The organism is Streptomyces sp. NPDC050085 (assembly GCF_044460595.1).
Classification (GTDB): domain Bacteria; phylum Actinomycetota; class Actinomycetes; order Streptomycetales; family Streptomycetaceae; genus Streptomyces.
The window spans coordinates 14,678-39,822 of the sequence record NZ_JBITJZ010000011.1 but is presented as its reverse complement, the minus strand read 5'-3'; the positions used below and the strand labels follow the sequence as shown (position 1 = coordinate 39,822).

The 25,145-nt window shown below is 70.5% G+C and carries 21 protein-coding genes and 1 tRNA gene; 15 read left to right on the top strand and 7 right to left on the bottom strand.

What is annotated here, in order from left to right; all coding sequences use genetic code 11:
* Positions 1-21: 21 nt before the first annotated feature.
* On the bottom strand, positions 22-1,428 hold the full coding sequence (locus ACIBUY_RS31905) for a gluconate:H+ symporter (RefSeq protein WP_399154448.1): 1,407 nt from the start codon (positions 1,426-1,428) through the stop codon (positions 22-24).
* Between the two features lie 39 nt (positions 1,429-1,467).
* Positions 1,468-1,992 (bottom strand): gluconokinase, encoded by a 525-nt coding sequence (locus ACIBUY_RS31900; RefSeq protein WP_399154447.1) that lies wholly within the window; start codon positions 1,990-1,992, stop codon positions 1,468-1,470.
* Between the two features lie 124 nt (positions 1,993-2,116).
* On the opposite strand from ACIBUY_RS31900, the gene ACIBUY_RS31895 reads away from it, so the two are divergent.
* On the top strand, positions 2,117-2,818 hold the full coding sequence (locus ACIBUY_RS31895; protein ID WP_365576066.1) for an FCD domain-containing protein: 702 nt from the start codon (positions 2,117-2,119) through the stop codon (positions 2,816-2,818).
* A 32-nt stretch (positions 2,819-2,850) separates the two neighbouring features.
* Here ACIBUY_RS31895 and ACIBUY_RS31890 read toward each other — a convergent pair whose 3' ends face one another.
* Together ACIBUY_RS31890 and ACIBUY_RS31885 are read right to left on the bottom strand one after the other, a co-directional pair.
* A complete protein-coding gene (locus tag ACIBUY_RS31890) occupies positions 2,851-3,234 on the bottom strand; it encodes a YchJ family protein (protein ID WP_399154446.1) in 384 nt (127 codons plus the stop codon).
* Positions 3,235-3,260: 26 nt separating this feature from the next.
* Positions 3,261-4,184 (bottom strand): helix-turn-helix domain-containing protein, encoded by a 924-nt coding sequence (locus ACIBUY_RS31885; RefSeq protein ID WP_399154445.1) that lies wholly within the window; start codon positions 4,182-4,184, stop codon positions 3,261-3,263.
* Between the two features lie 257 nt (positions 4,185-4,441).
* Between ACIBUY_RS31885 and tkt the strand changes: the two genes are divergently transcribed.
* The 6 genes from tkt to gnd all read left to right on the top strand — a co-directional run bounded on the left by tkt (position 4,442) and on the right by gnd (position 12,774).
* Entirely contained in the window at positions 4,442-6,529 is a 2,088-nt protein-coding gene (gene tkt / locus ACIBUY_RS31880; protein ID WP_399154444.1) for a transketolase, read from the top strand.
* A gap of 41 nt (positions 6,530-6,570) precedes the next feature.
* Positions 6,571-7,698 carry a transaldolase gene (tal, locus tag ACIBUY_RS31875; protein WP_399154443.1) on the top strand — a complete coding sequence of 376 codons (1,128 nt, stop codon included), beginning with the start codon at positions 6,571-6,573 and terminating at the stop codon, positions 7,696-7,698.
* A complete protein-coding gene (zwf, locus tag ACIBUY_RS31870; protein WP_365576076.1) occupies positions 7,695-9,239 on the top strand; it encodes a glucose-6-phosphate dehydrogenase in 1,545 nt (514 codons plus the stop codon). The genes tal and zwf overlap by 4 nt, the downstream gene beginning before the upstream one ends.
* Positions 9,236-10,186: a glucose-6-phosphate dehydrogenase assembly protein OpcA gene (gene opcA, locus ACIBUY_RS31865; protein WP_365576078.1), complete on the top strand. Its 951-nt coding sequence runs from the start codon at positions 9,236-9,238 to the stop codon at positions 10,184-10,186. Before zwf ends, opcA begins: the two co-directional genes overlap by 4 nt.
* Positions 10,179-11,831: a glucose-6-phosphate isomerase gene (gene pgi, locus ACIBUY_RS31860; protein WP_399154442.1), complete on the top strand. Its 1,653-nt coding sequence runs from the start codon at positions 10,179-10,181 to the stop codon at positions 11,829-11,831. Before opcA ends, pgi begins: the two co-directional genes overlap by 8 nt.
* Before the next feature lie 67 nt (positions 11,832-11,898).
* On the top strand, positions 11,899-12,774 hold the full coding sequence (gene gnd, locus ACIBUY_RS31855; protein WP_365576082.1) for a phosphogluconate dehydrogenase (NAD(+)-dependent, decarboxylating): 876 nt from the start codon (positions 11,899-11,901) through the stop codon (positions 12,772-12,774).
* A gap of 18 nt (positions 12,775-12,792) precedes the next feature.
* On the opposite strand, the gene ACIBUY_RS31850 is transcribed toward gnd, so the two are convergent.
* Positions 12,793-14,574 (bottom strand): serine/threonine-protein kinase, encoded by a 1,782-nt coding sequence (locus tag ACIBUY_RS31850; RefSeq protein ID WP_399154441.1) that lies wholly within the window; start codon positions 14,572-14,574, stop codon positions 12,793-12,795.
* Between the two features lie 180 nt (positions 14,575-14,754).
* Between ACIBUY_RS31850 and ACIBUY_RS31845 the strand changes: the two genes are divergently transcribed.
* Positions 14,755-16,446: a fibronectin type III domain-containing protein gene (locus ACIBUY_RS31845; RefSeq protein ID WP_399154440.1), complete on the top strand. Its 1,692-nt coding sequence runs from the start codon at positions 14,755-14,757 to the stop codon at positions 16,444-16,446.
* Between the two features lie 77 nt (positions 16,447-16,523).
* On the opposite strand, the gene ACIBUY_RS31840 is transcribed toward ACIBUY_RS31845, so the two are convergent.
* Entirely contained in the window at positions 16,524-17,054 is a 531-nt protein-coding gene (locus ACIBUY_RS31840) for a DUF3592 domain-containing protein (protein ID WP_399154439.1), read from the bottom strand.
* Positions 17,055-17,168: 114 nt separating this feature from the next.
* On the opposite strand from ACIBUY_RS31840, the gene ACIBUY_RS31835 reads away from it, so the two are divergent.
* The 7 genes from ACIBUY_RS31835 (at position 17,169) to ACIBUY_RS31805 (ending at position 24,931) form a co-directional block, all read left to right on the top strand.
* On the top strand, positions 17,169-18,026 hold the full coding sequence (locus ACIBUY_RS31835; RefSeq protein WP_399154438.1) for an ROK family protein: 858 nt from the start codon (positions 17,169-17,171) through the stop codon (positions 18,024-18,026).
* Positions 18,027-18,055: 29 nt separating this feature from the next.
* On the top strand, positions 18,056-19,750 hold the full coding sequence (locus tag ACIBUY_RS31830) for an ABC transporter substrate-binding protein (RefSeq protein WP_365576091.1): 1,695 nt from the start codon (positions 18,056-18,058) through the stop codon (positions 19,748-19,750).
* 10 nt (positions 19,751-19,760) lie between these two features.
* The gene (locus tag ACIBUY_RS31825) at positions 19,761-20,750 is read left to right on the top strand and encodes an ABC transporter permease (RefSeq protein WP_365576093.1); all 990 of its coding nucleotides are present in this window, start codon (positions 19,761-19,763) and stop codon (positions 20,748-20,750) included.
* Positions 20,751-20,848: 98 nt separating this feature from the next.
* Positions 20,849-21,772, top strand: a complete 924-nt coding sequence (locus tag ACIBUY_RS31820) for an ABC transporter permease (RefSeq protein WP_365576094.1) — start codon at positions 20,849-20,851, stop codon at positions 21,770-21,772.
* Positions 21,769-22,746, top strand: coding sequence for an ABC transporter ATP-binding protein (locus ACIBUY_RS31815; protein WP_365576096.1), 978 nt, complete (start codon positions 21,769-21,771; stop codon positions 22,744-22,746). The genes ACIBUY_RS31820 and ACIBUY_RS31815 overlap by 4 nt, the downstream gene beginning before the upstream one ends.
* Positions 22,743-23,735 (top strand): ABC transporter ATP-binding protein, encoded by a 993-nt coding sequence (locus ACIBUY_RS31810; RefSeq protein ID WP_399154437.1) that lies wholly within the window; start codon positions 22,743-22,745, stop codon positions 23,733-23,735. The genes ACIBUY_RS31815 and ACIBUY_RS31810 overlap by 4 nt, the downstream gene beginning before the upstream one ends.
* Positions 23,732-24,931 (top strand): ROK family transcriptional regulator, encoded by a 1,200-nt coding sequence (locus ACIBUY_RS31805; RefSeq protein WP_365576100.1) that lies wholly within the window; start codon positions 23,732-23,734, stop codon positions 24,929-24,931. The genes ACIBUY_RS31810 and ACIBUY_RS31805 overlap by 4 nt, the downstream gene beginning before the upstream one ends.
* A gap of 17 nt (positions 24,932-24,948) precedes the next feature.
* Here the strand turns inward: ACIBUY_RS31805 and ACIBUY_RS31800 are convergent.
* Positions 24,949-25,033: transfer RNA gene (locus ACIBUY_RS31800), tRNA-Leu, on the bottom strand.
* Between the last annotated feature and the right edge of the window lie 112 nt (positions 25,034-25,145).

The window sequence follows — 25,145 nt, the reverse complement described above, 5'->3', positions numbered from 1 at the left end:
GTACCTCCGTACGGGGGCGGGCTAGATGACCAGCGACAGCAGCAGGACCAGGGCCCCCGCGACCACGGAGATGATCGTCTCCATGATCGACCAGGTCTTGACCGTCTGCCCGACGCTGAGCCCGAAGTACTCCTTGACCAGCCAGAACCCGGCGTCGTTGACATGGCTGAAGAACAGCGAGCCCGCGCCGATCGCGAGGACCAGGAGCGCCGTGTGCGTGTCCGACATGTTCGCCGCGAGGGGCGCGACCAGACCGGCGGCCGAGACGGTCGCGACGGTCGCCGAGCCGGTGGCCAGGCGGATCACGACGGCGATCAGCCAGGCGAGCAGCAGCGCGGAGATGTTCCAGTCCTTGGAGATGTCCAGGACCATCCGGCCGACGCCGGAGTCGATCAGCGTCTGCTTGAAGCCGCCGCCCGCGCCGACGATGAGGAGCACGCCCGCGATCGGGGCGAGGGACTTCTCGGTGGTCTCCTGCAGCTTGCCCTTGGTGAACCCGGCCGGGCGGCCGAGGGTGAACATGGCCACGATGACGGCCACGAGGAGGGCGGTCAGCGGGTTGCCGATCACGTCGAAGGTGCGCTGGACGGTGTGCTCCGGGTTGTCCACGACGATGTCGACCACGGCCTTGGCCAGCATCATGACGACCGGCAGCAGGATGGTCGCCACGGCGGCGCCGAAGCTGGGCCGCTTCTCCAGGTCGTCGGTGGCGCGGGCCGGGATCATCCGGTCGGGGGCCGGGACGTCGACCCACTTGGCGGCGTACTTGGAGAACACGGGACCGGCAATGATCACCGTCGGGATGGCCACGAGGATGCCGAGGGCGAGCGTGATGCCCAGGTTGGCGCCGACCGCGTCGATCGCGACCAGCGGACCGGGGTGCGGCGGGATCAGGCCGTGCATGACCGACAGGCCGGCGAGGGCCGGGATGCCGATGCGCATCAGCGAGTAGTTGCCGCGCTTGGCGACCATCAGGACGACCGGGATCAGCAGGACGATGCCGACCTCGAAGAACAGCGGAAGGCCGATCACGGCGGCGATCAGGACCATCGCCCACGGCATCGCCCGGCCGCCGGACTTCCCGGCCTTGGCGAGGATCGTGTCGACGATCTGGTCCGCGCCGCCGGAGTCGGCGAGCAGCTTGCCGAGGATCGCGCCGAGCGCGATCAGGACGCCCACACCGGCCACGGTCGAGCCGAGTCCGCCGCTGAAGCTGGTGATCACCTTGTCGAGCGGCGCCCCGGCGAACGCGCCGAGCGCGAGCGAGCCGATGGTGAGCGCCAGGAAGGCGTGGAGCTTGAACTTCGTGATGAGCAGGACGATGACGGCGATGCCCGCGAGGACGGCGATCCCGAGTTGGGCATGGCCCGCGGACGTGATCGGCTCGACGGTGTCCGCTGCCAGCATCTCGACGCTGAGACTGGTCACGGTCTTATCCCTTGTACGTGGTCGGGGAGGGGGACGGGGTCACTGCTGTGCGGGGGCGGAGTCGAGCGCGGCCAGGGCCGCGGCGGCCCGGTCCGAGATCTCCTCCGGGGAGCCCGCCACGTCGACGTCGACGCCCGCCTCGTCCGCCGCGAGCGGCTGGAGCGTGGCGAACTGCGAGTCGAGGAGCGCGGTGGGCATGAAGTGGCCCTCGCGGTGGGACATCCGGTCCTCGATGAGGGCACGGCTGCCGGTGAGGTGGACGAAGACGAGACCGGGGGCGGCCGCGCGGAGCCGGTCGCGGTAGACGCGCTTGAGCGCGGAGCTGGAGACCACCCCGCCGAGCCCGGCCCGGCCGTGGGCCCACTCGCCGATGGCATCGAGCCAGGGCCAGCGGTCCTCGTCCGTGAGCGGGGTGCCGGTCGACATCTTGGCGATGTTGGCCGCGGGGTGGAAGTCGTCGCCCTCGGCGTAGGGAACGCCGAGCCGTTCGGCGAGCAGGGGACCGATCGTCGTCTTGCCGGTGCCTGCCACGCCCATGACCACGACGACGTGGGGGGTGCTCATCGCGTACTGCCTCGCTGTCTTCATCGACATCGCTGTGTCCCGTCACTGAAACCCAATACGTCTGACAAATTCAAGAGGGTGTGATCTAAAAGTCAGACTTTTGCTTCCCGCGTACGCTGAGCCCATGACCACGAAGGACCGGGGGCTGCACGCCCGCGTACTGGACAGCCTCGGTCCCGCCATCACCGCGGGTGAGTACCCGGCGGGCAGTGTGTTGCGCACGGACGAGCTGGCCAAGGAGTACGAGGTCTCCCGCTCCGTGATGCGCGAGGCGGTCCGCGTCCTGGAGTCGATGAGCCTGGTGGAGTCGCGGCGCCGGGTCGGCGTCACCGTGCGGCCCGCCGGGGAGTGGCACGTGTACGACCCGCGGGTCATCCGCTGGCGCCTGGCCGGCGCGGACCGGCCGCGTCAGCTGCGCTCGCTCACGGTCCTGCGCTCGGCGGTCGAGCCCATCGCAGCGAGCCTCGCGGCACGGCACGCCACGGCCGAGCAGTGCGCGGCGCTCACCGAGTGCGCGCTCGGCATGGTCGCCACCTCGCGCGGCGGGCAGCTGGAGGCGTACCTCGTCCACGACATCGAGTTCCACCGGGTGGTCCTGAACGCGTCGGGCAACGAGATGTTCGCCCACCTCGGCGACCTGGTGGCCGAGGTCCTGGCGGGCCGCACCCACCACCAGGTGATGTTCGAGGACCCGGACCCGGCGGCGGTCACCCTGCACGTGCGGGTCGCGGAGGCGGTGCGGGAGGGCAACGCGGAGCGCGCGGAGGCGCTCACGCGGGAGATCACGGTCGGGGCGCTGCAGGAGTTGGACATCCTCGCGCCCTGAACCGGCGTACGGACAAGGGGAGTTGGCGGGCGCTACTCGATGAAGTCGCCGTCGACGTACACCCACGCACCGTCGAGGCGCGCGAACCGGCTGCGCTCGTGCAGCACGCCGCCCTCGAAGTGGGCGCGGAAGGTGACGGTGCCGTGCTGGTGGAACGCGGAGCCGTCGGCCGTCTCCACGATCTCCAGCCCGGTCCACCGGGGGGCGTCCGCGAAGTCGATGCCCGGCGGGCGCGTGTCCGGGTGCCAGGTCCGCAGCAGATAGGCGGCGTCGCGCCGGGTGAAGGCGCAGTACCGCGAGCGCATCAGGGCCTCGGCGGTGGACGCGGCGGCCGTGCCGCAGTGGTAGCGGCCGCAGCAGCTCTCGTACGGCTGCGGCAGGCCGCAGGGGCAGGTGGTGGGGGCGGGGCGTGCCATGGCCCCGACCCTACCGGCCGGTCGGATCAGACCTGCTCGGCCCGGAACGCCGCCGGTGTCACCCCCGCGTGCTGCTGGAAGAACTTCGAGAAGTTCGCCGAGTCCCCGAAGCCGACGGCCGCGCCGATCCGGCCCACCGGCAGTTCGGTGTGGGCGAGCAGCCGCTTCGCCTCCAGGACCACCCGGTGGTCGATGAACGCCTTCGGTGTCTGCCCCGTCGCCGCCCGCACGGCACGGACCAGCGTGCGGCGCGAGTAGCCGAGTTCGTCCGCGTACGCGCTCACGCTGTGGTTCGTCGTGAAGCCCTGCTCGACCGCGGTGCGGAAGCGGGTGAACGTCGTGTCGGGCTGCGGCCTGCACTCGTCCGCCGCCGCCTGCGCGGAGACGTGCGCGACGCGCAGCATGAACGCCGTCAACGCGTGCCGCAGGACCGAGGTGTGCAGGCTCAGCGGCAGCGTCGTGTCCAGGTACTCGCGGTTCAGCTGTGCCAACGAGGCGTCGAGCGCCCCGAGTTCGGCCTCGCCGGGGTGGAGCAGCGGCGGCCGGTCGTAGCGGTACATGCCGGTCGCCTCGACGATCGCGCGCGGCAGGAACCCGGGCTGCATCGTCAGGGCCGTGCCCACGTACCGCTCCGTCGACGAGAAGCCGTGCACCTGACCCGGGCGGATCCACAGGATGTCGCCCGCCCCGACCTCGTACTCCGTGAAGTCGACCATGTGGTGGACCGGGCCCTCGCGGAAGAACAGCAGGACGTGGAAGTCGATGCGGTGCACGCGCCGCGAGAGGCCGACGCCTCCCGCCCACGGGCCTTCCGTCCCCATCGGGCCGACCTGTATCCCCACCCCGGAGACGCTCGCGCTCGGGTCGAAGGGGTAGGTCCGGATGTGCGCTCGATCTGCGGGGAGCGCACCCAGATGTGCGCTCGGATGCGCACCGCCCTGCTCCGTCATCCACTTTCCTTGGCCAAAACCGACTTCGCTTCTGTCAGGTGTCCCATTTTCACCGAACGCTGGCACGGGCGCACCTACCTCCTCAAAAGTATGACCTTTAAGTTCGTAGGTGGTTCGACCAGGGACTTTCGGCCCGAGGTGCACCTGCCTTTCGGCGGTGGGCCGATGACCGAGGGCCCGGATCCCGGCGTTCGCGTCGGGCATCAGTACCGGACCACCGTAAAGACCGAGCAAAACGCCGAAGGAGTGTCTCAGCGATGAGCACGCAGCGACCCGACACCGCACTCGCCCCGTTCGAGTGGACCGAACTCGACCAGCGTGCCGTCGACACCGCCCGCCTGCTGGCGGCCGATGCCGTGCAGCAGGTCGGCAACGGACACCCCGGCACGGCGATGAGCCTGGCCCCCGCCGCGTACACGATCTTCCAGAAGGCCATGCGCCACGACCCGGCCGACCCGGAGTGGACCGGCCGCGACCGCTTCGTCCTGTCGCCCGGCCACACCAGCCTCACCCTGTACACGCAGCTCTTCCTCGCCGGGTACGAGCTGGAGCTCGACGACCTGAAGGCGTTCCGCACGCAGGGGTCGAAGACGCCCGGCCACCCCGAGTACGGGCACACCGCCGGCGTCGAGACCACAACGGGCCCGCTGGGACAGGGAGTTGCCAACGCGGTGGGCATGGCGATGGCCGCCCGCTACGAGCGCGGCCTGTTCGACCCCGAGGCCGCCGAGGGCACCAGCCCCTTCGACCACACCATCTGGGCGATCGTCTCCGACGGCGACCTGGAGGAGGGCGTCTCCGCCGAGGCCTCCTCGCTGGCCGGGCACCAGAAGCTCGGCAACCTGGTCTTCGTCTACGACGACAACCACATCTCCATCGAGGGCGACACGGCGACCGCGTTCTCCGAGGACGTCCTCAAGCGCTACGAGGCGTACGGCTGGCACGTCCAGCGGATCACCCCGCAGGAGAACGGCGACGTCGACGTCTTGGCCTTGTACGAGGCCCTCGCCGCCGCCAAGGCCGAGACGACGCGCCCCTCGATCATCGCGATGCGCACGATCATCGCCTGGCCCGCCCCGAACGCGCAGAACACCGAGGCCTCCCACGGCTCCGCGCTCGGCGCCGACGAGATCGCCGCCACCAAGCGCGCCCTCGGCTTCGACCCCGAGCAGTCCTTCATCGTCGAGGACGCCGTGTTCGCCCACGTCCGCCGGGCCCTGGACCGCGGCGCCGAGGCGCACGCCGCCTGGGACAAGCAGCTCGCCGAGTGGCGGGGCCAGAACCCCGAGCGCTCCGAGCTCCTCGACCGCATCGTGGCCGGACGCCTCCCCGAGGGCTGGGAGCAGGCGCTGCCCGCCTTCGAGACCGGCGCCAAGGTCGCCACGCGCGCCGCGTCCGGCAAGGTGCTCCAGGCCCTCGGCCCGGTCATCCCCGAACTCTGGGGCGGCTCCGCCGACTTGGCCGGCTCGAACAACACGACCATCGACAAGACCAGCTCCTTCCTTCCTGCCGGCAACCCGCTGCCCGAGGCCGACCCGTACGGCCGCACCGTCCACTTCGGCATCCGCGAGTTCTCGATGGCCGCCGAGATGAACGGCATCGCGCTGCACGGCAACACCCGCATCTACGGCGGCACGTTCCTCGTGTTCTCCGACTACATGCGCAACGCCGTGCGCATGTCGGCCCTCATGCAGCTGCCCGTCACCTACGTGTGGACGCACGACTCGATCGGCCTGGGCGAGGACGGCCCGACCCACCAGCCCGTCGAGCACCTCGCCTCGCTGCGCGCCATCCCGGGCCTGAACGTCGTCCGCCCGGCCGACGCCAACGAGACCACGATCGCCTGGCGCGAGATCCTGCGCCGCGGCTCGGTCAAGCCGGCCCCGCACGGCCTGGCGCTGACCCGGCAGGGCGTGCCCACCTACGAGGCCAACGAGCTTGCGGCCAAGGGCGGTTACGTCCTCGCCGAGGCCTCGAAGCAGACCCCGGACGTCATCCTGATCGCCACCGGTTCCGAGGTGCAGCTCGCGGTCGCCGCGCGCGAGCAGCTGGAGTCCGAGGGCGTCGCGACCCGCGTCGTGTCGATGCCGTCGGTCGAGTGGTTCGAGGAGCAGGAGCAGAGCTACAAGGACAGCGTCCTGCCGCCCGCCGTCAAGGCCCGTGTTGCCGTCGAGGCCGGCATCGGCCTGACCTGGTACCGCTACGTCGGCGACGCCGGACGCATCGTCTCCCTCGAGCACTTCGGCGCCTCCGCCGACGCGAACGTCCTCTTCCAGGAGTTCGGCTTCACCGCCGAGAACGTCGCTGCCACGGCCCGGGAAGCTTTCGCCGCCGCACGCGCTTAAGTCAGTCCGCAGTCAGTATCCGAAAGAAGATGAAGCACACCATGAGCAACGCCACCTCCCCGTCGCCCCTCAAGGCCCTGTCCGACGAAGGCGTTTCCATCTGGCTGGACGACCTGTCCCGCAAGCGCATCGAGTCCGGCAGCCTCGCCGAGAGCGTCGCCACCGGTCACGTCGTGGGCGTCACCACGAACCCCTCGATCTTCCAGGCCGCCATCGGCTCCGGCGAGGGCTACGAGGAGCAGCTCGCCGACCTGGCCGTCCGCAAGGTCACCGTCGACGAGGCCGTCCGCATGATGACCACGGCCGACGTCCGCGCCGCCGCCGACATCCTGCGCCCCGTGTACGACGCCACGGGCGGCCGCGACGGCCGCGTCTCCATCGAGGTCGACCCGCGCCTGGCCCACGAGACCGAGGCCACGATCGCCGAGGCCAAGCAGCTCTTCTGGCTCGTCGACCGCCCGAACGTCATGATCAAGATCCCGGCGACCCTCGCGGGCCTCCCGGCCATCACCGAGGTCATCGGCCTCGGCATCTCGGTCAACGTGACGCTGATCTTCTCCCTCGACCGCTACAAGGCCGTCATGGACGCCTACCTGGCCGGTCTGGAGAAGGCCCACGAGCGCGGCATCGACCTCTCCACCATCCACTCCGTCGCCTCCTTCTTCGTCTCGCGCGTCGACTCCGAGATCGACAAGCGCCTCGACAAGGTCGGCACCGACGCGGCGAAGTCCCTCAAGGGCAAGGCCGCCCTCGCCAACGCCCGTCTCGCGTACGAGGCGTACGAGCAGGTCTTCGCCGCCGAGCGCGCCGCGAAGCTGGAGGCCGCCGGCGCCCACAAGCAGCGCCCGCTGTGGGCCTCGACCGGCGTCAAGGACCCGTCGTACAAGGACACCCTGTACGTCGACGAGCTCGTCGCCCCGGGCACGGTCAACACCATGCCGGAGGGCACGCTGAAGGCCACCGCCGACCACGGCGACATCCACGGCGACGCCGTCACCGGCACCTACGAGGCCTCCCGCGCAGAGCTCGCCGCCGTCGAGCAGCAGGGCATCTCCTACGACGAGGTCGTCCAGCAGCTCGAGGACGAGGGCGTCGCCAAGTTCGCCGTCGCCTGGAACGACCTGCTCGCCACCGTCACCGACCGCCTCCAGGGCGGCGAGGCCAAGTGACCACGCTCCTGCCGACGGCCGACTGGGAGAACCCGCTGAGGGACCCCCGCGACCGCCGTCTGCCGCGCGTCGCGGGCCCCTCCGGGCTCGTCATCTTCGGCGTCACCGGCGACCTGTCCCGCAAGAAGCTGATGCCGGCGGTCTACGACCTCGCCAACCGCGGTCTGCTCCCGCCGGGCTTCTCGCTCCTCGGGTTCGCCCGCCGCGAGTGGGAGGACCAGGACTTCGCGCAGGTCGTCCACGACTCCGTGCGCGAGCACGCCCGCACCCCCTTCCGCGAAGAGGTCTGGCAGCAGCTCGCCGAGGGCATGCGCTTCATCCCCGGCGACTTCGACGACGACACCGCGTTCAAGCAACTGCGCGAGTCCGTCGACGAGTTGGACGAGAAGCGCGGCACGAGCGGCAACTACGCCTTCTACCTCTCCGTACCGCCGAAGTTCTTCCCCAAGGTCGTCCAGCAGCTCAAGAAGCACGGCCTCGCGGACGCCCCCGAGGGGTCCTGGCGCCGGGCCGTCATCGAGAAGCCGTTCGGCCACGACACCGAGTCGGCGCGCGAGCTCAACCGCATCGTGCACGACGTCTTCGCGCCCGAGCAGGTCTTCCGCATCGACCACTACCTCGGCAAGGAGACCGTCCAGAACATCCTGGCGCTCCGCTTCGCCAACCAGATGTACGAGCCCATCTGGAACCGGAGTTACGTCGACCACGTACAGATCACGATGGCCGAGGACATCGGCATCGGCGGCCGCGCCGGCTACTACGACGGCATCGGCGCCGCCCGCGACGTCATCCAGAACCACCTGCTGCAACTCCTCGCCCTCACGGCGATGGAGGAGCCGGCCGCGTTCGACGCCGAGTCGCTGGTCAACGAGAAGCTCAAGGTCCTGAAGTCCGTACGACTTCCGGCCGATCTCGAACGGTCCACGGTCCGCGCCCAGTACGCCGCGGGCTGGCAGGGCGGCGAGCAGGTCAGGGGCTATCTCGACGAGGACGGCATCGACCCGGCCTCCAAGACCGACACCTACGCGGCCGTGAAGCTGGAGATCGACAACCGCCGCTGGGCGGGCGTCCCGTTCTACCTGCGCACCGGCAAGCGCCTGGGCCGCCGCGTCACCGAGATCGCGGTCGTCTTCCAGCGCGCGCCGCACTCCCCGTTCGACTCCACCGCGACGGAGGAACTCGGCCAGAACGCGGTCGTCATCCGGGTCCAGCCGGACGAGGGCATGACCGTACGCTTCGGATCCAAGGTCCCGGGTACGTCGATGGAGATCCGCGACGTGTCCATGGACTTCGCGTACGGCGAGTCGTTCACGGAGTCCAGCCCCGAGGCGTACGAGCGGCTGATCCTGGACGTGCTGCTGGGCGATGCGAACCTCTTCCCGCGCACGGAGGAGGTCGAGGAGTCCTGGCGCATCCTCGACCCCGTCGAGACGCACTGGGACCGCAGTGGAAGGCCGGCGCAGTATGCCTCGGGCAGCTGGGGGCCGAAGGAAGCGGACGAGATGCTCGCACGAGACGGACGGAGCTGGCGCAGGCCATGAAGATCGACCTGACCGACACCACGGCAAGCAAGATCAACAAGGCGCTCGTCGAAGGACGCCGCGCCATCGGGACCCCGGCCGTGGGCATGGTCCTCACGATGGTGATCGTCACCGACGAGGAGAACGCGTACGACTCGGTGAAGGCCGCCGAGGAAGCGTCCCGCGAGCACCCCTCGCGCACCCTCGTCGTCATCAAGCGCACCGCCCGCTCGCCGCGCGACCGACAGGGCAACCGCCTCGACGCGGAGGTCAGGGTCGGCTCTGACGCGGGCACCGGCGAGACCGTCGTCCTGCGCACGTACGGCGAAGTCAGCAAGCACGCCGACTCGGTCGTCCTGCCGCTGCTGCTGCCCGACGCCCCGGTCGTCGTGTGGTGGCCGGCCGACGCCCCGGACGAGCCCTCCAAGGACCCGCTCGGCGCCCTCGCCGCTCGCCGGATCACCGACCTGTACGCCGCCGAGGACGCCCTCGGCGACCTGGACCGGCGTGCCGCGTCCTACGCCCCAGGCGACACCGACCTGGCCTGGACCCGGCTCACGCCGTGGCGCTCCATGCTGGCCGCCGCCCTCGACCAGGCCCGCGCCGAGGTCATCTCCGCGGCCGTCGAGTCCGAGGCCGACAACCCCAGCGCCGAGCTGCTCGCGCGCTGGCTGGGCACCCGGCTCGGCGTCCAGGTCGAGCGGGTCACGACCGCGGGCCCCGTCGTCACCGCGGTCCGCCTCGGCACGGCCGGCGGAGAGATCCGCATCGACCGCCCCGACGGCCCCCTCGCCACCCTCACCCTGCCCGGTCAGCCGGAGCGCACCCTCGCGCTGAAGGTCCGCTCGACCGCCGAGCTGATCGCCGAAGAGCTCCGCCGCCTCGACGCCGACGAGATGTACGCCGTCGCGCTGCACGGGGACGCCTCCGGCGCACCGTCCTCCAAGGAGTCCGTTCAACATGCCTGACACCAACCCCCTGTTGACGCGCCGCCCGCAGTGGACCGCCCTGGAGGACCACCGCGCCAAGTTCAACGGCACGCACCTGCGGGACCTGTTCGCCGGCGACCCCGGTCGCGCGGACCGCTACACCGTCCAGGTCGGCGACCTGCACCTCGACTACTCCAAGCACCTGGTCACGGACGAGACGCTCGCCCTCCTCCAGGAACTGGCCACCGCCACCGACGTGTTCGGGCAGCGCGACGCCATGTTCCGCGGCGAGAAGATCAACACGACGGAGGACCGCGCGGTGCTGCACACCGCCCTGCGCGCACCCGCCGACGCCGTGATCGAGGTCGACGGCGAGAACGTCGTGCCGAAGGTGCACGCCGTCCTCGACCAGATGGCCGTCTTCGCCGACCGCGTCCGCAGCGGCGAGTGGACCGGCCACACCGGCAAGCGCATCCGCAACGTCGTCAACGTCGGCATCGGCGGCTCCGACCTCGGCCCCGCGATGGCGTACGAGGCCCTGCGCCCGTACACCGCACGGGAGTTGACGTTCCGCTTCGTCTCGAACGTGGACGGCGCCGACCTGCACGAGGCCGTCCGCGACCTCGACCCGGCCGAGACGCTGTTCATCATCGCGTCGAAGACCTTCACGACGATCGAGACGATCACCAACGCGACGGCGGCCCGCTCCTGGCTGCTCGCGGGCCTCGGCGGCGACCAGTCGGCGGTGGCGAAGCACTTCGTCGCCCTGTCGACCAACGCCGGGAAGGTGGCGGACTTCGGCATCGACACGGCCAACATGTTCGCGTTCTGGGACTGGGTCGGCGGCCGCTACTCCTTCGACTCGGCCATCGGTCTCTCCCTCATGATCGCCATCGGCCCGGACCGCTTCCGCGAGCTCCTCGACGGCTTCCGCCTGGTCGACGAGCACTTCCGCACGGCACCGGCCGAGGCCAACGCCCCGCTCCTGATGGGCCTGTTGGGCGTCTGGTACGGCAACTTCCACGGCGCCCAGTCGCACGCGGTGCTGCCGTACTCGCACTACCTCTCCAAGTTCACGGCGTACCTCCAGCAGCTCGACATGGAGTCCAACGGCAAGTCCGTGGACCGTGAGGGCCGCCCCGTGGAGTGGCAGACGGGCCCGGTCGTGTGGGGCACCCCCGGCACGAACGGCCAGCACGCCTACTACCAGCTCATCCACCAGGGCACGAAGCTGATCCCGGCGGACTTCATCGGCTTCGCGAAGCCGGTCGACGAGCTGAGCCCCGAACTCGCGGGCCAGCACGACCTGTTGATGGCCAACCTGTTCGCGCAGGGTCAGGCCCTCGCGTTCGGCAAGACGCCCGACGAGGTGCGCGCCGAGGGCGTGGCCGAGGAGCTCGTCCCGCACAAGACGTTCAAGGGCAACCACCCGACGACGACGATCCTCGCCAAGGAACTGACCCCCTCGGTCCTCGGCCAGCTCATCGCGCTCTACGAGCAGAAGGTGTTCGTCCAGGGCGCGATCTGGAACGTCGACTCCTTCGACCAGTGGGGCGTCGAGCTCGGCAAGGTCCTCGCCAAGCGCGTCGAGCCCGCCCTCACGGAAGGCGCCCAGGTCCCCGGCCTCGACGCCTCCACCCAGTCCCTCGTCGCCACGTACCGCGCGCTGCGCGGCCGCAACTAGCACAGCTTCGACTAGCACTGCTTCGATTAGCACCGCTTCGACTAGCACTGAAGGTAAGTGAACTGACATGCAGCTCGGTCTCATCGGTCTCGGCAAGATGGGCGGCAACATGCGCGAGCGCATCCGCCGCGCGGGCCACGACGTCATCGGCTACGACCGCAACCCCGAGGTCTCCGACGTCGCCTCCCTCGCCGAACTCGTCGAGAAGCTCGAAGGCCCGCGCGTGGTCTGGGTGATGGTCCCGGCGGGTGCCGCGACCCAGTCGACGGTCGACGAGCTCAAGGGGCTCCTGTCCGAGGGCGACATCGTCGTCGACGGCGGCAACTCCCGCTGGACCGACGACGAGAAGCACGCCGCCGAGCTCGCCGAGCGCGGCATCGGCTTCGTCGACGCCGGTGTCTCCGGCGGCGTCTGGGGCCTGCAGAACGGCTACGCCCTGATGGTCGGCGGCGCCGACGAGCACATCGCCCGCGTCAAGCCGGTCTTCGACGCGCTCAAGCCCGAGGGCGACTTCGGCTACGTCCACGCCGGCAAGGTCGGCGCGGGCCACTTCTCCAAGATGGTTCACAACGGCATCGAGTACGCCATGATGCAGGCCTACGCCGAGGGCTGGGAGCTGCTCGAGGCCGCCGACTCGGTGACCGACGTGCGCGAGGTCTTCCGCTCCTGGCAGGAGGGCACGGTCATCCGCTCCTGGCTGCTCGACCTGGCCGTCAACGCCCTGGACGACGACGAGCACCTGACCGACCTGCGCGGCTTCGCGCAGGACTCCGGCGAGGGCCGCTGGACCGTCGAGGCCGCCATCGACCACGCGGTCCCGCTGCCCGCGATCACGGCGTCCCTCTTCGCCCGCTTCTCGTCCCGCCAGGACGACTCGCCGCAGATGAAGATGATCGCCGCACTGCGCAACCAGTTCGGCGGCCACGCGGTCGAGAAGAAGTAAGGCCCCTCGCACGGCACTTCAGGCGGCGCCCCGCCAGACCTTCACGTCGAGGGTCACGGACGGGGCGTCGCCCGTACGGCCTCCGCGGTACGTCACCAGGCCCACGTGTCCCGTCCCGCTGATCACGCACATCTGCTGGCCGACCGTGAGGTCCTTGACCCAGATGTACGTCTTGTAGCCGGTCGCGGCACGGCACGCGTCGAGCCCGCCCACGCGGCCCGCGGGCAGCAGCGCCAGCGAACTGCCCGACGTCGTACCGGGCGCGAGCACCGCGCCCGAGCTGTAGACGGCGTAGGTCAGGTCCTCGTTCGACCGCCCGTCGTCCGCCTTGGCCCGCACCGGCCTGTCCGCCAGATACAGGTCGTGGCTCTTCGTCATCACGATGCCGCCGTACGTCGACGGGGCGGGCGTCGTCGGAGTCGCCGGCCTGCTCGTGGTGGCGGCCGGGGGCGCGGAGGTCGTCGGCGCCGCGGGGCGCGAAGTGCCGGGCGCGGCAGCCGACTTGGACGGCTTCGGCTTCTTGGAGGCGCTGGGGGAGGCCGACTTCGAGGCCGACGGGAACGCGCTCGCCGCCCCGGGCGCCGCGGCCGACCGGCTCTGCGCCGGGGCGTCGGCCTTCTCGTCCGTCTTCGCGTCCCCGGGCGCGAGGAACAGGGCCACACCCGCCCCGCACGCGACCAACGCCACGGCGGCAGCGGCGAGCAGCCAGACCCGCGGCCGCCGCGTACGACGGGCGGGCGCGGGCGGGGGAGTGGCCGCGTACGCCTGCTGCCCCAGCACGAACGGCCCGGGCAGCGAGGCATGCGACCCGGAGGCCGGAGGCGGCCCGAACTCGCCCGCGGGCGGCGCCACTCGACCGGCATCCGTGGGCGCAGCCCCCACGATCCGCGCCCCCTCGGCGCGCGCCGCGATCCCCGCCACCAGCTCGCCCGGCAGCCACGCCCCCGAGTCGAGGCCGCGCGCCTCGCGGGCGACCTGCACCGTACGGATGACGTCCGCGACGGACGGCCGTTCGGTGGCGGGCTTGCGCAGGCAGCGGGCGATCAAGTCCCGCAATTCGTACGGCACGTGGCCGAGATCGGGCTCCTTGTGGACGACCCGGTACAGCACCGCGTGCGGATCGCCCTCGCCGAACGCCCCGCGCCCGGTCGCCGCGAACACCGCCGTCTGACCCAGCGCGAACACGTCCGCCGAGCCCGACGCCTCGCCGCCGAGCACCTGCTCGGGCGCCATGTACGCCACCGTGCCCACGGCCGTGCCGCTCTGCGTCACCGACGTCGCGTCACAGGCCCGTGCGACGCCGAAGTCGATGACGCGGGGGCCGTCGGCGGCGAGCAGCACGTTCGACGGTTTCAGGTCACGGTGCACGATGCCCGCCGCGTGCACCGCCTGCAGCGCCTCGGCCACCCCGGCGATCAGCTTCAGCACCGTGTCGACCGGCAGCGGCCCGTGCTCCCGCACCGCCTCGGCGAGCGAGGGACCGGGCACGTACGCGGTCGCGCACCACGGCATCGACCCCTCGGTGTCGCTGTCCACGACCGGCGCCGTGTACAGCCCGTGCACCCGGCTCGCGGCCGTGACCTCCGCGCGGAAGCGGCGCCGGAACTCGGGGTCCTCCGCGAGCTCGGGCCTGATCACCTTGACGGCGACCGCCCGCCCGCCCGGCGTGTACGACAGGTAGACCCGGCCCATGCCGCCGGAGCCGAGCCGCGCCACAAGCCGGTAGGCACCCGCCGCCCGCGGGTCGCCGTCCTCCAGGGGACGTATGCCCTCCGTGCCGGGCCCACCGTTCGTCACCACGCCGCACTCCACCCCGCATCCGCTCTGTGGCCCCCATTGCATCACGCGCCCCAGCGGCGGTGCAGCGCAGTCCGGCGGACCACCTTGACAACCGCATTGGTCCATACCAACTTATGAGGGCCACAGGAACGACACGCTCCACGCACACCCCCAAATCCCCCTACCGCCACGGGAGTTCGCGTGTCCCCACACCACAGCAGTCCCCGCCGGGGAAGACCCCGCCTTCTCGGCCTCGTCGCCGCGGCCGCGCTCGCCCTCGCCGGCGCCGTCGCCCTCCCCGGCACGGCCCAGGCGGCCAACGTCCTGTCCAACCCCGGCTTCGAATCGGGCTCGCTCGGCCCCTGGACCTGCTCGGGCAACCTCGGCTCCGTCGTCTCCACCCCGGTCCACGGCGGCACCAAGGCCCTGGCCGGAGCGGCCACCTCCAGCGACAACGCCAAGTGCACCCAGACCGTCGCCGTCCAGCCGAACACCGCCTACACGCTCTCCGGCTGGCTGCGCGGCAACTACGTCTACCTCGGCGTCGACGGCGGCGCCTCCACCTGGACCCAGTCCCCGTCCTCGTACAGCCAGTTGACGGTGAAGTTCACCACCGGCGCGAGCCAGACCAGCGCCACGATCTACACCCAGGGCTGGTACGCGCAGGGCACCTACTACGCGGACGACATCAGCCTCGACGGACCCGGCGGCAACCCCGGCGACACCCAGGCACCGACCGCGCCCACGAACCTGACCTCCACCGGCAAGACGTCCTCCAGCGTCTCCCTGTCCTGGGGCGCGTCGAGCGACAACGTCGGTGTCACCGGGTACGACATCTACTCCGGCGGCAGCAACAAGCTCCTTACGGTGAGCGGGACTTCGGCCACCGTCTCCGGGCTCTCGCCCTCCACCGCGTACAGCTTCACGGTCAAGGCCCATGACGCGGCGGGCAACAGCTCACCCGCCTCGAACGCCGTCTCCGTGACCACGAACGCGGGCACCCCGCCCACCGGCTTCAAGCAGGCCGCCCCGTACTTCTACACCGGCTGGGGCGATCCGCCGAGCCCGTCCACCGTCATGAGCGCCACCGGCGTCAAGTGGTTCACCATGGCGTTCATCCTGTCCTCCGGCGGCTGCAACCCGGCCTGGGACGGTGCGCGTCCGCTCACCGGCGGCCAGGACCAGACCGCGATCAACGCCATCCGCTCCGCGGGCGGCGACATCGTCCCCTCCATCGGCGGCTGGAGCGGCAACAAGCTCGGCCCCAACTGCTCGACCCCGCAGGCGCTCGCGGGCGCGTACCAGAAGGTCATCGACGCGTACGGGCTCAAGGCGATCGACGTCGACATCGAGAACAGCGACGAGTTCGAGAACACCGCCGTGCAGGACCGCATCCTGGGCGCCCTGAAGATCGTCAAGGCGAACAACCCGGGTCTGCGGACCATCCTCACCTTCGGCACGGCCACCACCGGACCGACGTACTACGGCAACCGCCTCATCGAGCAGGCCAAGGCCCTGGACGCGGGCATCGACGTCTTCACGATCATGCCGTTCGACTTCGGCGGCGGCAGCGACATGTACGGCAACACCGTGAATGCGGCAGAGGGCCTGAAGACCAAGCTCAAGTCGGTCTACGGCTGGGACGACGCCACCGCGTACGCCCACATGGGCATCTCCGGCATGAACGGCGTCAGCGACCAGAGCGAGATCACCACGCCCGCCATCTGGACCCAGATCAAGGACTGGGCGAACAGCAAGCACCTCGCCCGCCTCGCCTTCTGGTCGGTCAACCGCGACCGGCCGTGCGCGGGCGGCGGCGTCGCCGAGAACTGCTCCGGCATCGCCCAGGACAACTGGCAGTTCACGAAGATCACGGCCGGCTTCACCGGCTGAGCCGCACCGCACGGCACTGATGGTGCAGGAGCCCCCGGCCGTCCGGCCGGGGGCTCCTGCACGTCCTGCTCGCCGAACTACCTCTTCGTGAGCACGACCGGTGCGTCGGACACGTCGGACACGTCGGACGCCACGGACCCGCCGGGCACCGCCCGGGACCGCCTGCGCCGCGCCACGGCGAAGGCGAGCGCGATCACGAGGATCACCAGACCGGCCCCGCCGAAGACCAGCGGCAGCAGCCACAGCGAGACGAACCCGTCGATCTGCGCGTCCCCGGGATCATCGGCCCGGTAGAGCACGTCGACGCGCTCGCCCAGGTCGTACGCGGGCGGGCTCGACCCCATCGAGCTCGTGAAGCGCACCGGCTCGCCGCCGGCCGGGGTGAACGCGACCACCGGGTGCGCGACCGGATCGCTCCCCGCGCTCCACTCCAGGTCGACCACGATGCCCCGGGCGTGCTCGCCGCCGCTCACCATCGAGGCGGACGACCCGCCGAGCAACAGCCCGATCCCCAGGAACAGGGCCCCGAACGCGATCCCGCCGCACGTGAACCACCAGCGGGCATCCCGCCCACCACCGCGCTGACGCCGCACAGAAATCCCTCTCATCGACAAACCGCCCGAGTGAACGACGGGTCCTCACCGAGGACTTACGCACAGCGGCGGTCGCTCATATAGTTACGTAACTTTACTGGCGCCTCCCACCCGCGTGAGGAGCTCCATGTGAACGTGCCCCCCGCCACGCCCGTCGTCCTCGCTCTCGACTTCGGCGGCACCAAGACGGCTCTGACCGTCGCCGACCCGCACGGCACCAGGCTCCACGACCTCACCGTCGAAACCGCGGCGGAACACGGCGCCCACGCAGGACTCAAGCGCGCCGTGGACGCCGCCCGCACCCTCCTCGACGGCCGCGAACCGGTCGCCGTCGGCGTCTCCACCATCGGCATCCCCGGCAACGAGGGCGTCGCGCTCGCCCCGAACATCCCCGGCTGGGAAGACCTCGCCCTCGGCCGTGAACTCGCCCTGGCCTTCCCGGAGTCGGAGCTGCGCCTGGCCACCGACGTGAAGGCCGCCGCCCGCCACGAGTACGACGCGGGCGCGCTGCGGGGCTGCGACCCCGGCCTCTACCTCAACCTCGGCACCGGACTCGCCGTCGCCCTCGTCGTCGGCGGCACGGTCCTCACCGGCCGGAACGGCGCCTCCGGCGAGATCGGCTACAACCTGCGCTCCCTCCAGGACGTGGGCCGCACCGACCACACCCCGCTGGAAGAGGCCGTCAGCGGCAAGGCACTCACCCGCGCCGCCGCCCACGGCTCGACCCAACTCGCCGACCACATCGGCGAGTTGCTCGACGAGCTCGCCTTCCACCTCGTCAACCTCACCATCGCCGTCGATCCCGAGCGGATCGTCGTCGGCGGCGGCATGGTCCGCTCCTGGGACGCGCTGCACGACCCGCTGCGCGCCGCCCTCGACGCGGCCGTGCCCTATCCGCCCCAGCTCGTACCCGCCGCGCATCCGTACGACGCGCCCCTGCTCGGGGCACTCGCGCTGGCCGTCGAGGCCGCGCGCACCCGTATCTGACGCACCAGGACCCGAAGGGACTGGCTGGAATGAGGCCCACGCGCATCCTCGCCACCGCACTGATCCTCGGACTCGCCGCCACGGCCTGCTCCGAGACGAAGCACAAGGACTCCGGTGGCGGCCAAGGCACCGACTCCGCACAGAGCAGCGGCCCGAAGAAGAAGGGCGGCACGGTCACCATCGCCAACACGGCGGGACAGACCTGGCCGTGCAACTTCAACCCGTTCAACCCGGCCGTCTACAACACCTCCATCGGCTTCGTCTACGAGCCGCTGGTCTTCGTCAACACCCTCAAGGACGCGGCCGAGACGCCGATGCTCGCCAAGAGCTACAAGTGGAACGCCGACAAGACGCAGATCGACTTCACGGTCCGCTCCGGCGTGAAGTGGAACGACGGACAGCCCTTCACCGCCAAGGACGTCGCCTTCACCTTCAACCTGATGAAGAAGGCCCCGGCCACCGACCTGTACGCGCTGTGGACCACGGCCGGGCTCCAGTCCGTCACCGCCTCCGGCGACCAGGTCACCCTGAAGTTCAAGCAGGCGGCGCAGCCGTACTTCTACGCCTTCGCGCACCAGGTCGCCATCGTCCCCGAGCACGTCTTCGGCACCGGCGCCGCGGCCGAACACCCCGAGACCTGGGTCGACAAGAAGCCCGTCGGCACCGGCCCGTTCAAGGTCGACCCCTGCACGCCCAACAACATCCAGTACACGGCCAACCCCGGCTACTGGCAGCCCGGCAAGCCGTACATACAGAAGGTCGAGTACCCGGCCTACCTTGACAACGGCCCCGCCAACCTCGACCTCGCCAACGGCAAGGCGCAGTGGGGCAGCCAGTTCATCCCGGGCATCAAGCAGTTCTACCTGGACAAGTCGCCCGACAACCACACCTGGTCGCCGCCCGTCCTGAACGTCAGCATCCACCCGAACCTCGACCCGTCCCACAAGATGACCAGTAACCTCAAGGTCCGCCAGGCGATCTCGTACGCCATCGACCGCGAGAAGGTCTCCAAGATCGGCGTGGGCGGGCAGGAGCCCGCCGCGAACCAGTCGGGCATCGTCACGCCGACCTTCGACAAGTACTACGACGCGAAGACGGTCAAGGAGGGCGGCTTCGACAAGCCGGACCCGGGCCGCGCGCGGGCGCTCATGTCCGACCTCGGCTACTCACCGGGCAAGCCGCTCAAGCTCAAGATCATCACGATCACCGGGTACACCGACTGGGACGCCTCGCTCAAGGTCATCAAGCAGGACCTCGCCGCCGTCGGCATCGACCTCCAGGTCCAGGACCTCGCCCAGCAGACCATGGTCGGCAAGCTCTACACCGGCGACTACGACCTCGCGTACTACGCCCAGCAGTCCAGCGGCCCCACCCCGTACTACGAACTGCGCCAGATGCTGCACTCCGCGAACACCGCGCCGCTCGGCAAGAACGCCTCCACCAACTGGGAGCGCTACAAGAACCCCAAGGTCGACCAGCTCCTCAACGAGTACGCGTCGGCGAACGAGACCCGGCAGACCGAGATCGTCAAGGAGGTCGCGACGTACATGGTCGACGACGTCCCGGTGATCCCCGTCGTCGAGTCGGTCAACTGGTTCCAGTACAACACCAAGGACATCGACGGCTGGCCCACACAGGACAACCCCTACGCCCAGCCCTCCGCGTACACCTGGCCCGACACCGGCCAGGTCCTCACCCACCTGTACTCCAAGTCGGCCCAGTAGGCGGTGACCCGTGCGCTTCATCCTGCGCCGCCTCGGCTTCTTCGTCCTGACGCTCTGGGTGGCCCTGACCCTGAACTTCTTCATCCCGCGCTTCATGCCGGGCGACCCGGTCGACGCACTCACCGTGCGCACCCGCGGCCGGGTCTCCCGGGACTCCCTGGAGCAGATGCTGACGTCGTTCGGCTTCACACCGCACGAGAACGTGGCCGTCCAGTACGTGAACTACCTGGGCCACATGTTCACCGGCGACTGGGGCCGCTCGATCGGCCAGTCCCTCGGCGAGCCCGTCACCAAGCTGATCGGCGGCGCCCTGCCCTGGACGCTCGGCCTGGTCGGCGTCACCACGGTCCTGGCGTTCGTGCTCGGCACGCTCATCGGGACCGTCGCGGGCTGGCGCCGCGGCAGCGCCCTCGACGCGATCCTGCCCCCGGTCTTCGTCGTCACCTCGGCGCTGCCCTACTTCTGGGTAGGCCTGCTCCTCATCCTCGTCTTCTCCCAGGGCACCGACGGCCTGCTCCCCGCCAACTTCAACTACGACACCTCACTCGTCCCCGGCTTCTCCCCGGGCTTCGTCGGCAGCGTCCTGACCCACGCGATCCTCCCCGCGGCCACGCTCCTCATCACGACGATCGGCGGCTGGATCCTGACCATGCGCAACAACATGATCACGACCCTGGCCGAGGACTACGTCCGCATGGCCCGCGCCAAGGGCCTCGGCAACCGCCGCATCATGTACGCCTACGCGGCCCGCAACGCGGTCCTGCCCAACCTGGCCGGCTTCGCCATGTCCCTCGGCTTCGTCATCTCGGGCGCGATCCTCATCGAGTACGTCTTCAACTACCCCGGCGTCGGCTACCTCCTCTACAACGCGGTCCAGAACGTCGACTACCCGCTGATGCAGGCCCTGTTCATGCTGTTCACGGCGGCGGTGCTGGTGGCACTCCTGGCGGTGGACATAGCGACTGTTTGGCTCGACCCGAGAGCCAGGGCCAAGGGATGACTTCCTAGGGGCGCGAGGAACTGCGCGACCAGCCACGACGAATCCGTACTCGCCGACGTATCGGAACCCCTACGGCGCCTGGGCGAAGGAACCCACCGATGACCTCTACTACCGCCGTCACCACACCCCCGCCCGACACAGCAGCCTCACGCACCCGAGCCGGCTCAGGTCTCCTACGGGCCGTCAAGAGCAACCCCAAGGCGATGACAGGCCTCGGGATCCTCCTCCTGTTCACCCTCATCGCCGCCTTCCCGGGGATGTTCACCTCGGTGGACCACCCCGACCAGCTCAACTACCCACCCCGAGAAGGCATCTCCACGTCACACCTCCTCGGCACCACAGGCCTCGGCCAGGACATCTACTCCCAACTCATCTACGGAACAAGGGAGTCACTGGTCATCGCGGTCGTGGCCGGGGCCCTCGCCACCGTCCTGTCCGTCCTGATCGGCGTCTCCGCCGCCTACCTCGGCGGCCTCGCCGACGACCTCCTGTCCCTCCTCACGAACGTCGTCCTCGTCATCCCCGCGTTCCCCCTCGTGATCATCCTCGCCAAGTACGCGGGCAAGGGCTCCCTCACGGTGATCCTCGCCGTCCTCGTCCTCACCGGCTGGTCCTACGGCGCCAACCAGATGCGCGCCCAGGCCCTGTCCCTGCGCAACCGGGAGTTCCTCGAATCGGCCAGGGCCCGCGGCGAGCGACGCTCGTACGTCATCGTCTGCGAAGTCCTGCCGACGATGACGTCCCTGATCGTCGCCAACTTCCTCGGCGCGGCCCTGTACTCGGTCCTCAGCGCGGCGGGCCTGCAGTTCCTCGGCCTCGGCGACCCCAACTCCCAGAGCTGGGGCACGATGCTCTACTGGGCCCAGAACCAGCAGGCCCTGCAGACCGGCACCCCGCTGTGGTCGCTGGCCCCCGGACTCTGCGTCGCCCTGCTCGGCGTCGCGTTCGCCCTCGTCAACTACGCCTTCGACGAGATCGGCAACCCGGCCCTGCGTCCCGTACGAAAGAAGCGCCGGACATGACCGAACCTCTCCTCGCCGTCACCGACCTCAGCGTCGCCTACGACACCGCACGCGGCCCGGTGGCCGCCGTCGACCACGTCGAACTCACCCTCGAAAAGGGCGAGTTCATGGCCGTCGTCGGCGAATCGGGCTGCGGCAAGTCCACCCTGATGTTCGCCGTCGCGAGCCTGCTCAACCCGCCCGCCCGCATCACCGGCGGCACCGTGCGCTTCCGCGGCGAGAACCTCGTCACGATGAGCGAGCGCGAACTCAACGCCCTGCGCTGGCGCGACTTCTCCGTCGTCCTCCAGTCCGCCATGAACGCCCTCAACCCCGTGACCACCCTCGCCGCCCAGTACAAGGACGCGATGGCCGCGCACGGCACGTACACGAAGGAGGAGATCCGCGCCCGCTCCGTCGAAGTCCTCGACCTCGTCGGCATCGACCCGGTCCATCTGCACAGCTACCCGCACCAGTTGTCCGGCGGCATGCGCCAACGCGCCATGATCGCCATGGCGTTGCTGCTCACCCCCGACCTGGTCATCATGGACGAACCGACCTCCGCGCTCGACGTCGTCGCCCAGCGCTCCCTCATGGTCCAGATCAAGGAACTCCAGCAACTCCTCGGCTTCGCAGTCGTGTTCGTCACCCACGACATGTCCCTGGTCAGTCACTTCTCCGACCAGCTCCTCGTCATGTACGCGGGCCAGGTCGTCGAGCAGGGCCCCACCCGCACCGTCTTCGACCACCCGGCCCACCCGTACAGCCGCGGCCTGCTCGAGGCGTTCCCCTCCATCCGGGGCCCGCGCGTCCCGCTCAAGGGCATCCCGGGCAGCCCGCCCGACCTCGCCGCGCTCCCGGCCGGCTGTCGCTTCAACCCGCGCTGTCCCCTCGTACACGATCGGTGCCACACCACCGAGCCCGCCCTGTACGAGGTCGGCGCCGCCCACTCCCGCTGTCTGCTGCACCTCACGGAGACGGAGGCCGCCCGATGAGCGCACTCCTCGAAACGGTCGGTCTCACCCGCCACTTCAAGGTCGGCACCGGCCTCACCCGCCGCGTCCTGCACGCCGTCGACGACGTCGACCTGACCATCGGCGAACGCGAGATCGTCGCCCTCGTCGGCGAGAGCGGCAGCGGCAAGTCCACCCTCGCCCGCCTCGTCGCCCAGGTCCACAAGCCGACCCGCGGCGAAATCCGCTACCAGGGAAGCCCGTTGAGCGCCCAGCGCGGCCGCAGGGCGAAACTCGCCTACCGCGGCGCCGTCCCGATGGTCTTCCAGGACCCCTTCTCCTCCCTCAACCCCGCCTACCGCGTCTCCCACGGCATCCTGCGCGCCCTCACGCTCCACCGCCCCGAACTCGGCCGCGCCGCACGGCAGTCGGAGGCCGAACGCGTCGTCGAGGCCGTCGGCCTGAGCCCCGCCGCCGAAGTCCTCAACCGCTTCCCGTACGAACTCTCCGGCGGCCAGCGCCAGCGCATCGGCTTCGCCCAGGCCCTCGCCCACCGCCCGAAACTGATCCTCGCCGACGAGCCGGTCTCCATGCTCGACGTCTCCATCCGCATCGGCCTCCTCAACGTCATGGCAGACCTGCGCGAGACCGAAGGCGTCTCCCTCCTCTACATCACCCACGACATCGCCGGCGCCCGCTACCTCTCCGACCGCATCGCCGTCATGTACGGCGGCCACGTCGTCGAGACCGGCCCCACCGAGGACATCCTCGCCGCACCCCGCCACCCCTACACCGACCTCCTCCTGTCCGCCGTCCCCGACCCGCGCGCCCCCCGCGCCCTTCTCGATGGCGACGCGGCCGCCGCCAAGAGCGACCCGCCCGTCGTCATCGACCCCACCCCGAGCTGCCGCTTCCGCACCCGCTGCCCGCTCGCCACCGACCTCTGCCACCGCGTCACCCCGACCCTGCAACCGGTCGGCACGGGCCATACCGTCGCCTGCCACGTCACCGCGCCGGGGCCCGCCTCGTGACGACACCCCCCTGGAACCGCACGCGCCTGCGCAGCAACAACGAATGGCTCCTCCTGGAGCGCTTACGCACCCAGGGTCCCGCCTCCCGAGCCCAACTCGCCCGCGACAGCGGCCTGTCCAAGCCCACCGTCTCCTCCGCCCTCGCCGCCCTGGAACGCGCCGGCCTCGTCCGCGAGGCCGGCACCCACGCCCAGAGCCGCGGCCGCGTCGCCGTCCTGTACGAACCCGACCCGAAGGCGGGCCACGTCCTCGGCATCGACATCGGCCGCGCCCGGCTGCGCACCGCGGTCGCCGACCTGTCCGGCGCCATCGTCTCCCGTACGGAGGTACGCAACCGGGGCCGCGGCGCCACCACGGTCGCCGACGCCGCCGTCACCTGCGCCGAACAGGCCCTCGCGGAAGCCGAGTTGGCCCCCGCCGACATCGTGCACACGGCCGTCGGCACCCCCGGCGTCTTCGACCGCACCACCGGCCGCGTCCGCTACGCCGTCAACCTCCCCGGCTGGGGCCGCGCCGGGCTCGTCGAGCGGATGCGCGAGAGCCTCGGCACCCCGCTGTCCGTCCACAACGACGCCAACCTCGCGGCCCTCGGCGAATACGCCTTCGGCGCGGGCGCGGGCAGCCGCCTGTTCGTGTACGTCCTCATCGGCACCGGCCTCGGCATGGGCGTCGTCGCCGACGGCGAACTGTTCCTCGGCGCGCACGGCGCCGCGGGCGAGATCGGCTTCCTGCCCCTGGACGGCGTACCCGACAAGGGCACCGCCCCCCGCCGCGGCCTGCTCGAGGACGCGGTCTCCGCCGACGCCGTGGTCCGCGCCGCCCGCACCGCGGGCCTGGCGGGCCCCCTCACCGCCAAGCGCGTCTTCGACGCCGCCCGCACCGGCGACCCGGCAGCCCTCACCGCCGTACGACAGGAGGGCGAACGCCTCGCCCTGGCCGTCGCCTCCGTCACCGCGGTCCTCGATCCCGACCTCGTCGTGCTCGGCGGGGGAGTGGGCCGCGGCGCCGACCTCCTGCTGACCACTGTCTCCGGAACGCTGCACCGACTGACCCCGCTGCGCCCCCGCGTCGAGGCATCCGCCACCGGTGACGACGCCGTTCTCCTCGGCGCCCTCACCACGGCTCTGCGCGCGGCCCGCCCCCTGGTCTTCGACCGCCGCACCACGACCCCCGACAACGCAAAAGACCCCAGATGAACTGGGGTCTTTCTCTGTGTCCGAGGGGGGACTTGAACCCCCACGCCCGATAAAGGGCACTAGCACCTCAAGCTAGCGCGTCTGCCATTCCGCCACCCGGACAAGGTGTCTGCCGCCTTCTTGCGGGGCGTTTCCCGCGGCGACACAGAGAACATTACCAGGGTTTCGGAGTGGTTCGATCACGACCCCTTCTCGCAGGTCGGAGCTGTGAACG

Coding starts and splice junctions, on each gene's coding strand:
- opcA (WP_365576078.1), top strand. CDS start 9,236: ATGAAGATCGACCTGACCGACACCACGGCAAGCAAGATCAACAAGGCG.
- ACIBUY_RS31815 (WP_365576096.1), top strand. CDS start 21,769: ATGACCGAACCTCTCCTCGCCGTCACCGACCTCAGCGTCGCCTACGAC.
- ACIBUY_RS31900 (WP_399154447.1), bottom strand. CDS start 1,992: ATGAGCACCCCCCACGTCGTCGTGGTCATGGGCGTGGCAGGCACCGGC.
- ACIBUY_RS31830 (WP_365576091.1), top strand. CDS start 18,056: ATGAGGCCCACGCGCATCCTCGCCACCGCACTGATCCTCGGACTCGCC.
- gnd (WP_365576082.1), top strand. CDS start 11,899: ATGCAGCTCGGTCTCATCGGTCTCGGCAAGATGGGCGGCAACATGCGC.
- ACIBUY_RS31820 (WP_365576094.1), top strand. CDS start 20,849: ATGACCTCTACTACCGCCGTCACCACACCCCCGCCCGACACAGCAGCC.
- pgi (WP_399154442.1), top strand. CDS start 10,179: ATGCCTGACACCAACCCCCTGTTGACGCGCCGCCCGCAGTGGACCGCC.
- ACIBUY_RS31885 (WP_399154445.1), bottom strand. CDS start 4,184: ATGACGGAGCAGGGCGGTGCGCATCCGAGCGCACATCTGGGTGCGCTC.
- ACIBUY_RS31890 (WP_399154446.1), bottom strand. CDS start 3,234: ATGGCACGCCCCGCCCCCACCACCTGCCCCTGCGGCCTGCCGCAGCCG.
- tkt (WP_399154444.1), top strand. CDS start 4,442: ATGAGCACGCAGCGACCCGACACCGCACTCGCCCCGTTCGAGTGGACC.
- ACIBUY_RS31840 (WP_399154439.1), bottom strand. CDS start 17,054: ATGAGAGGGATTTCTGTGCGGCGTCAGCGCGGTGGTGGGCGGGATGCC.
- tal (WP_399154443.1), top strand. CDS start 6,571: ATGAGCAACGCCACCTCCCCGTCGCCCCTCAAGGCCCTGTCCGACGAA.
- ACIBUY_RS31895 (WP_365576066.1), top strand. CDS start 2,117: ATGACCACGAAGGACCGGGGGCTGCACGCCCGCGTACTGGACAGCCTC.
- ACIBUY_RS31810 (WP_399154437.1), top strand. CDS start 22,743: ATGAGCGCACTCCTCGAAACGGTCGGTCTCACCCGCCACTTCAAGGTC.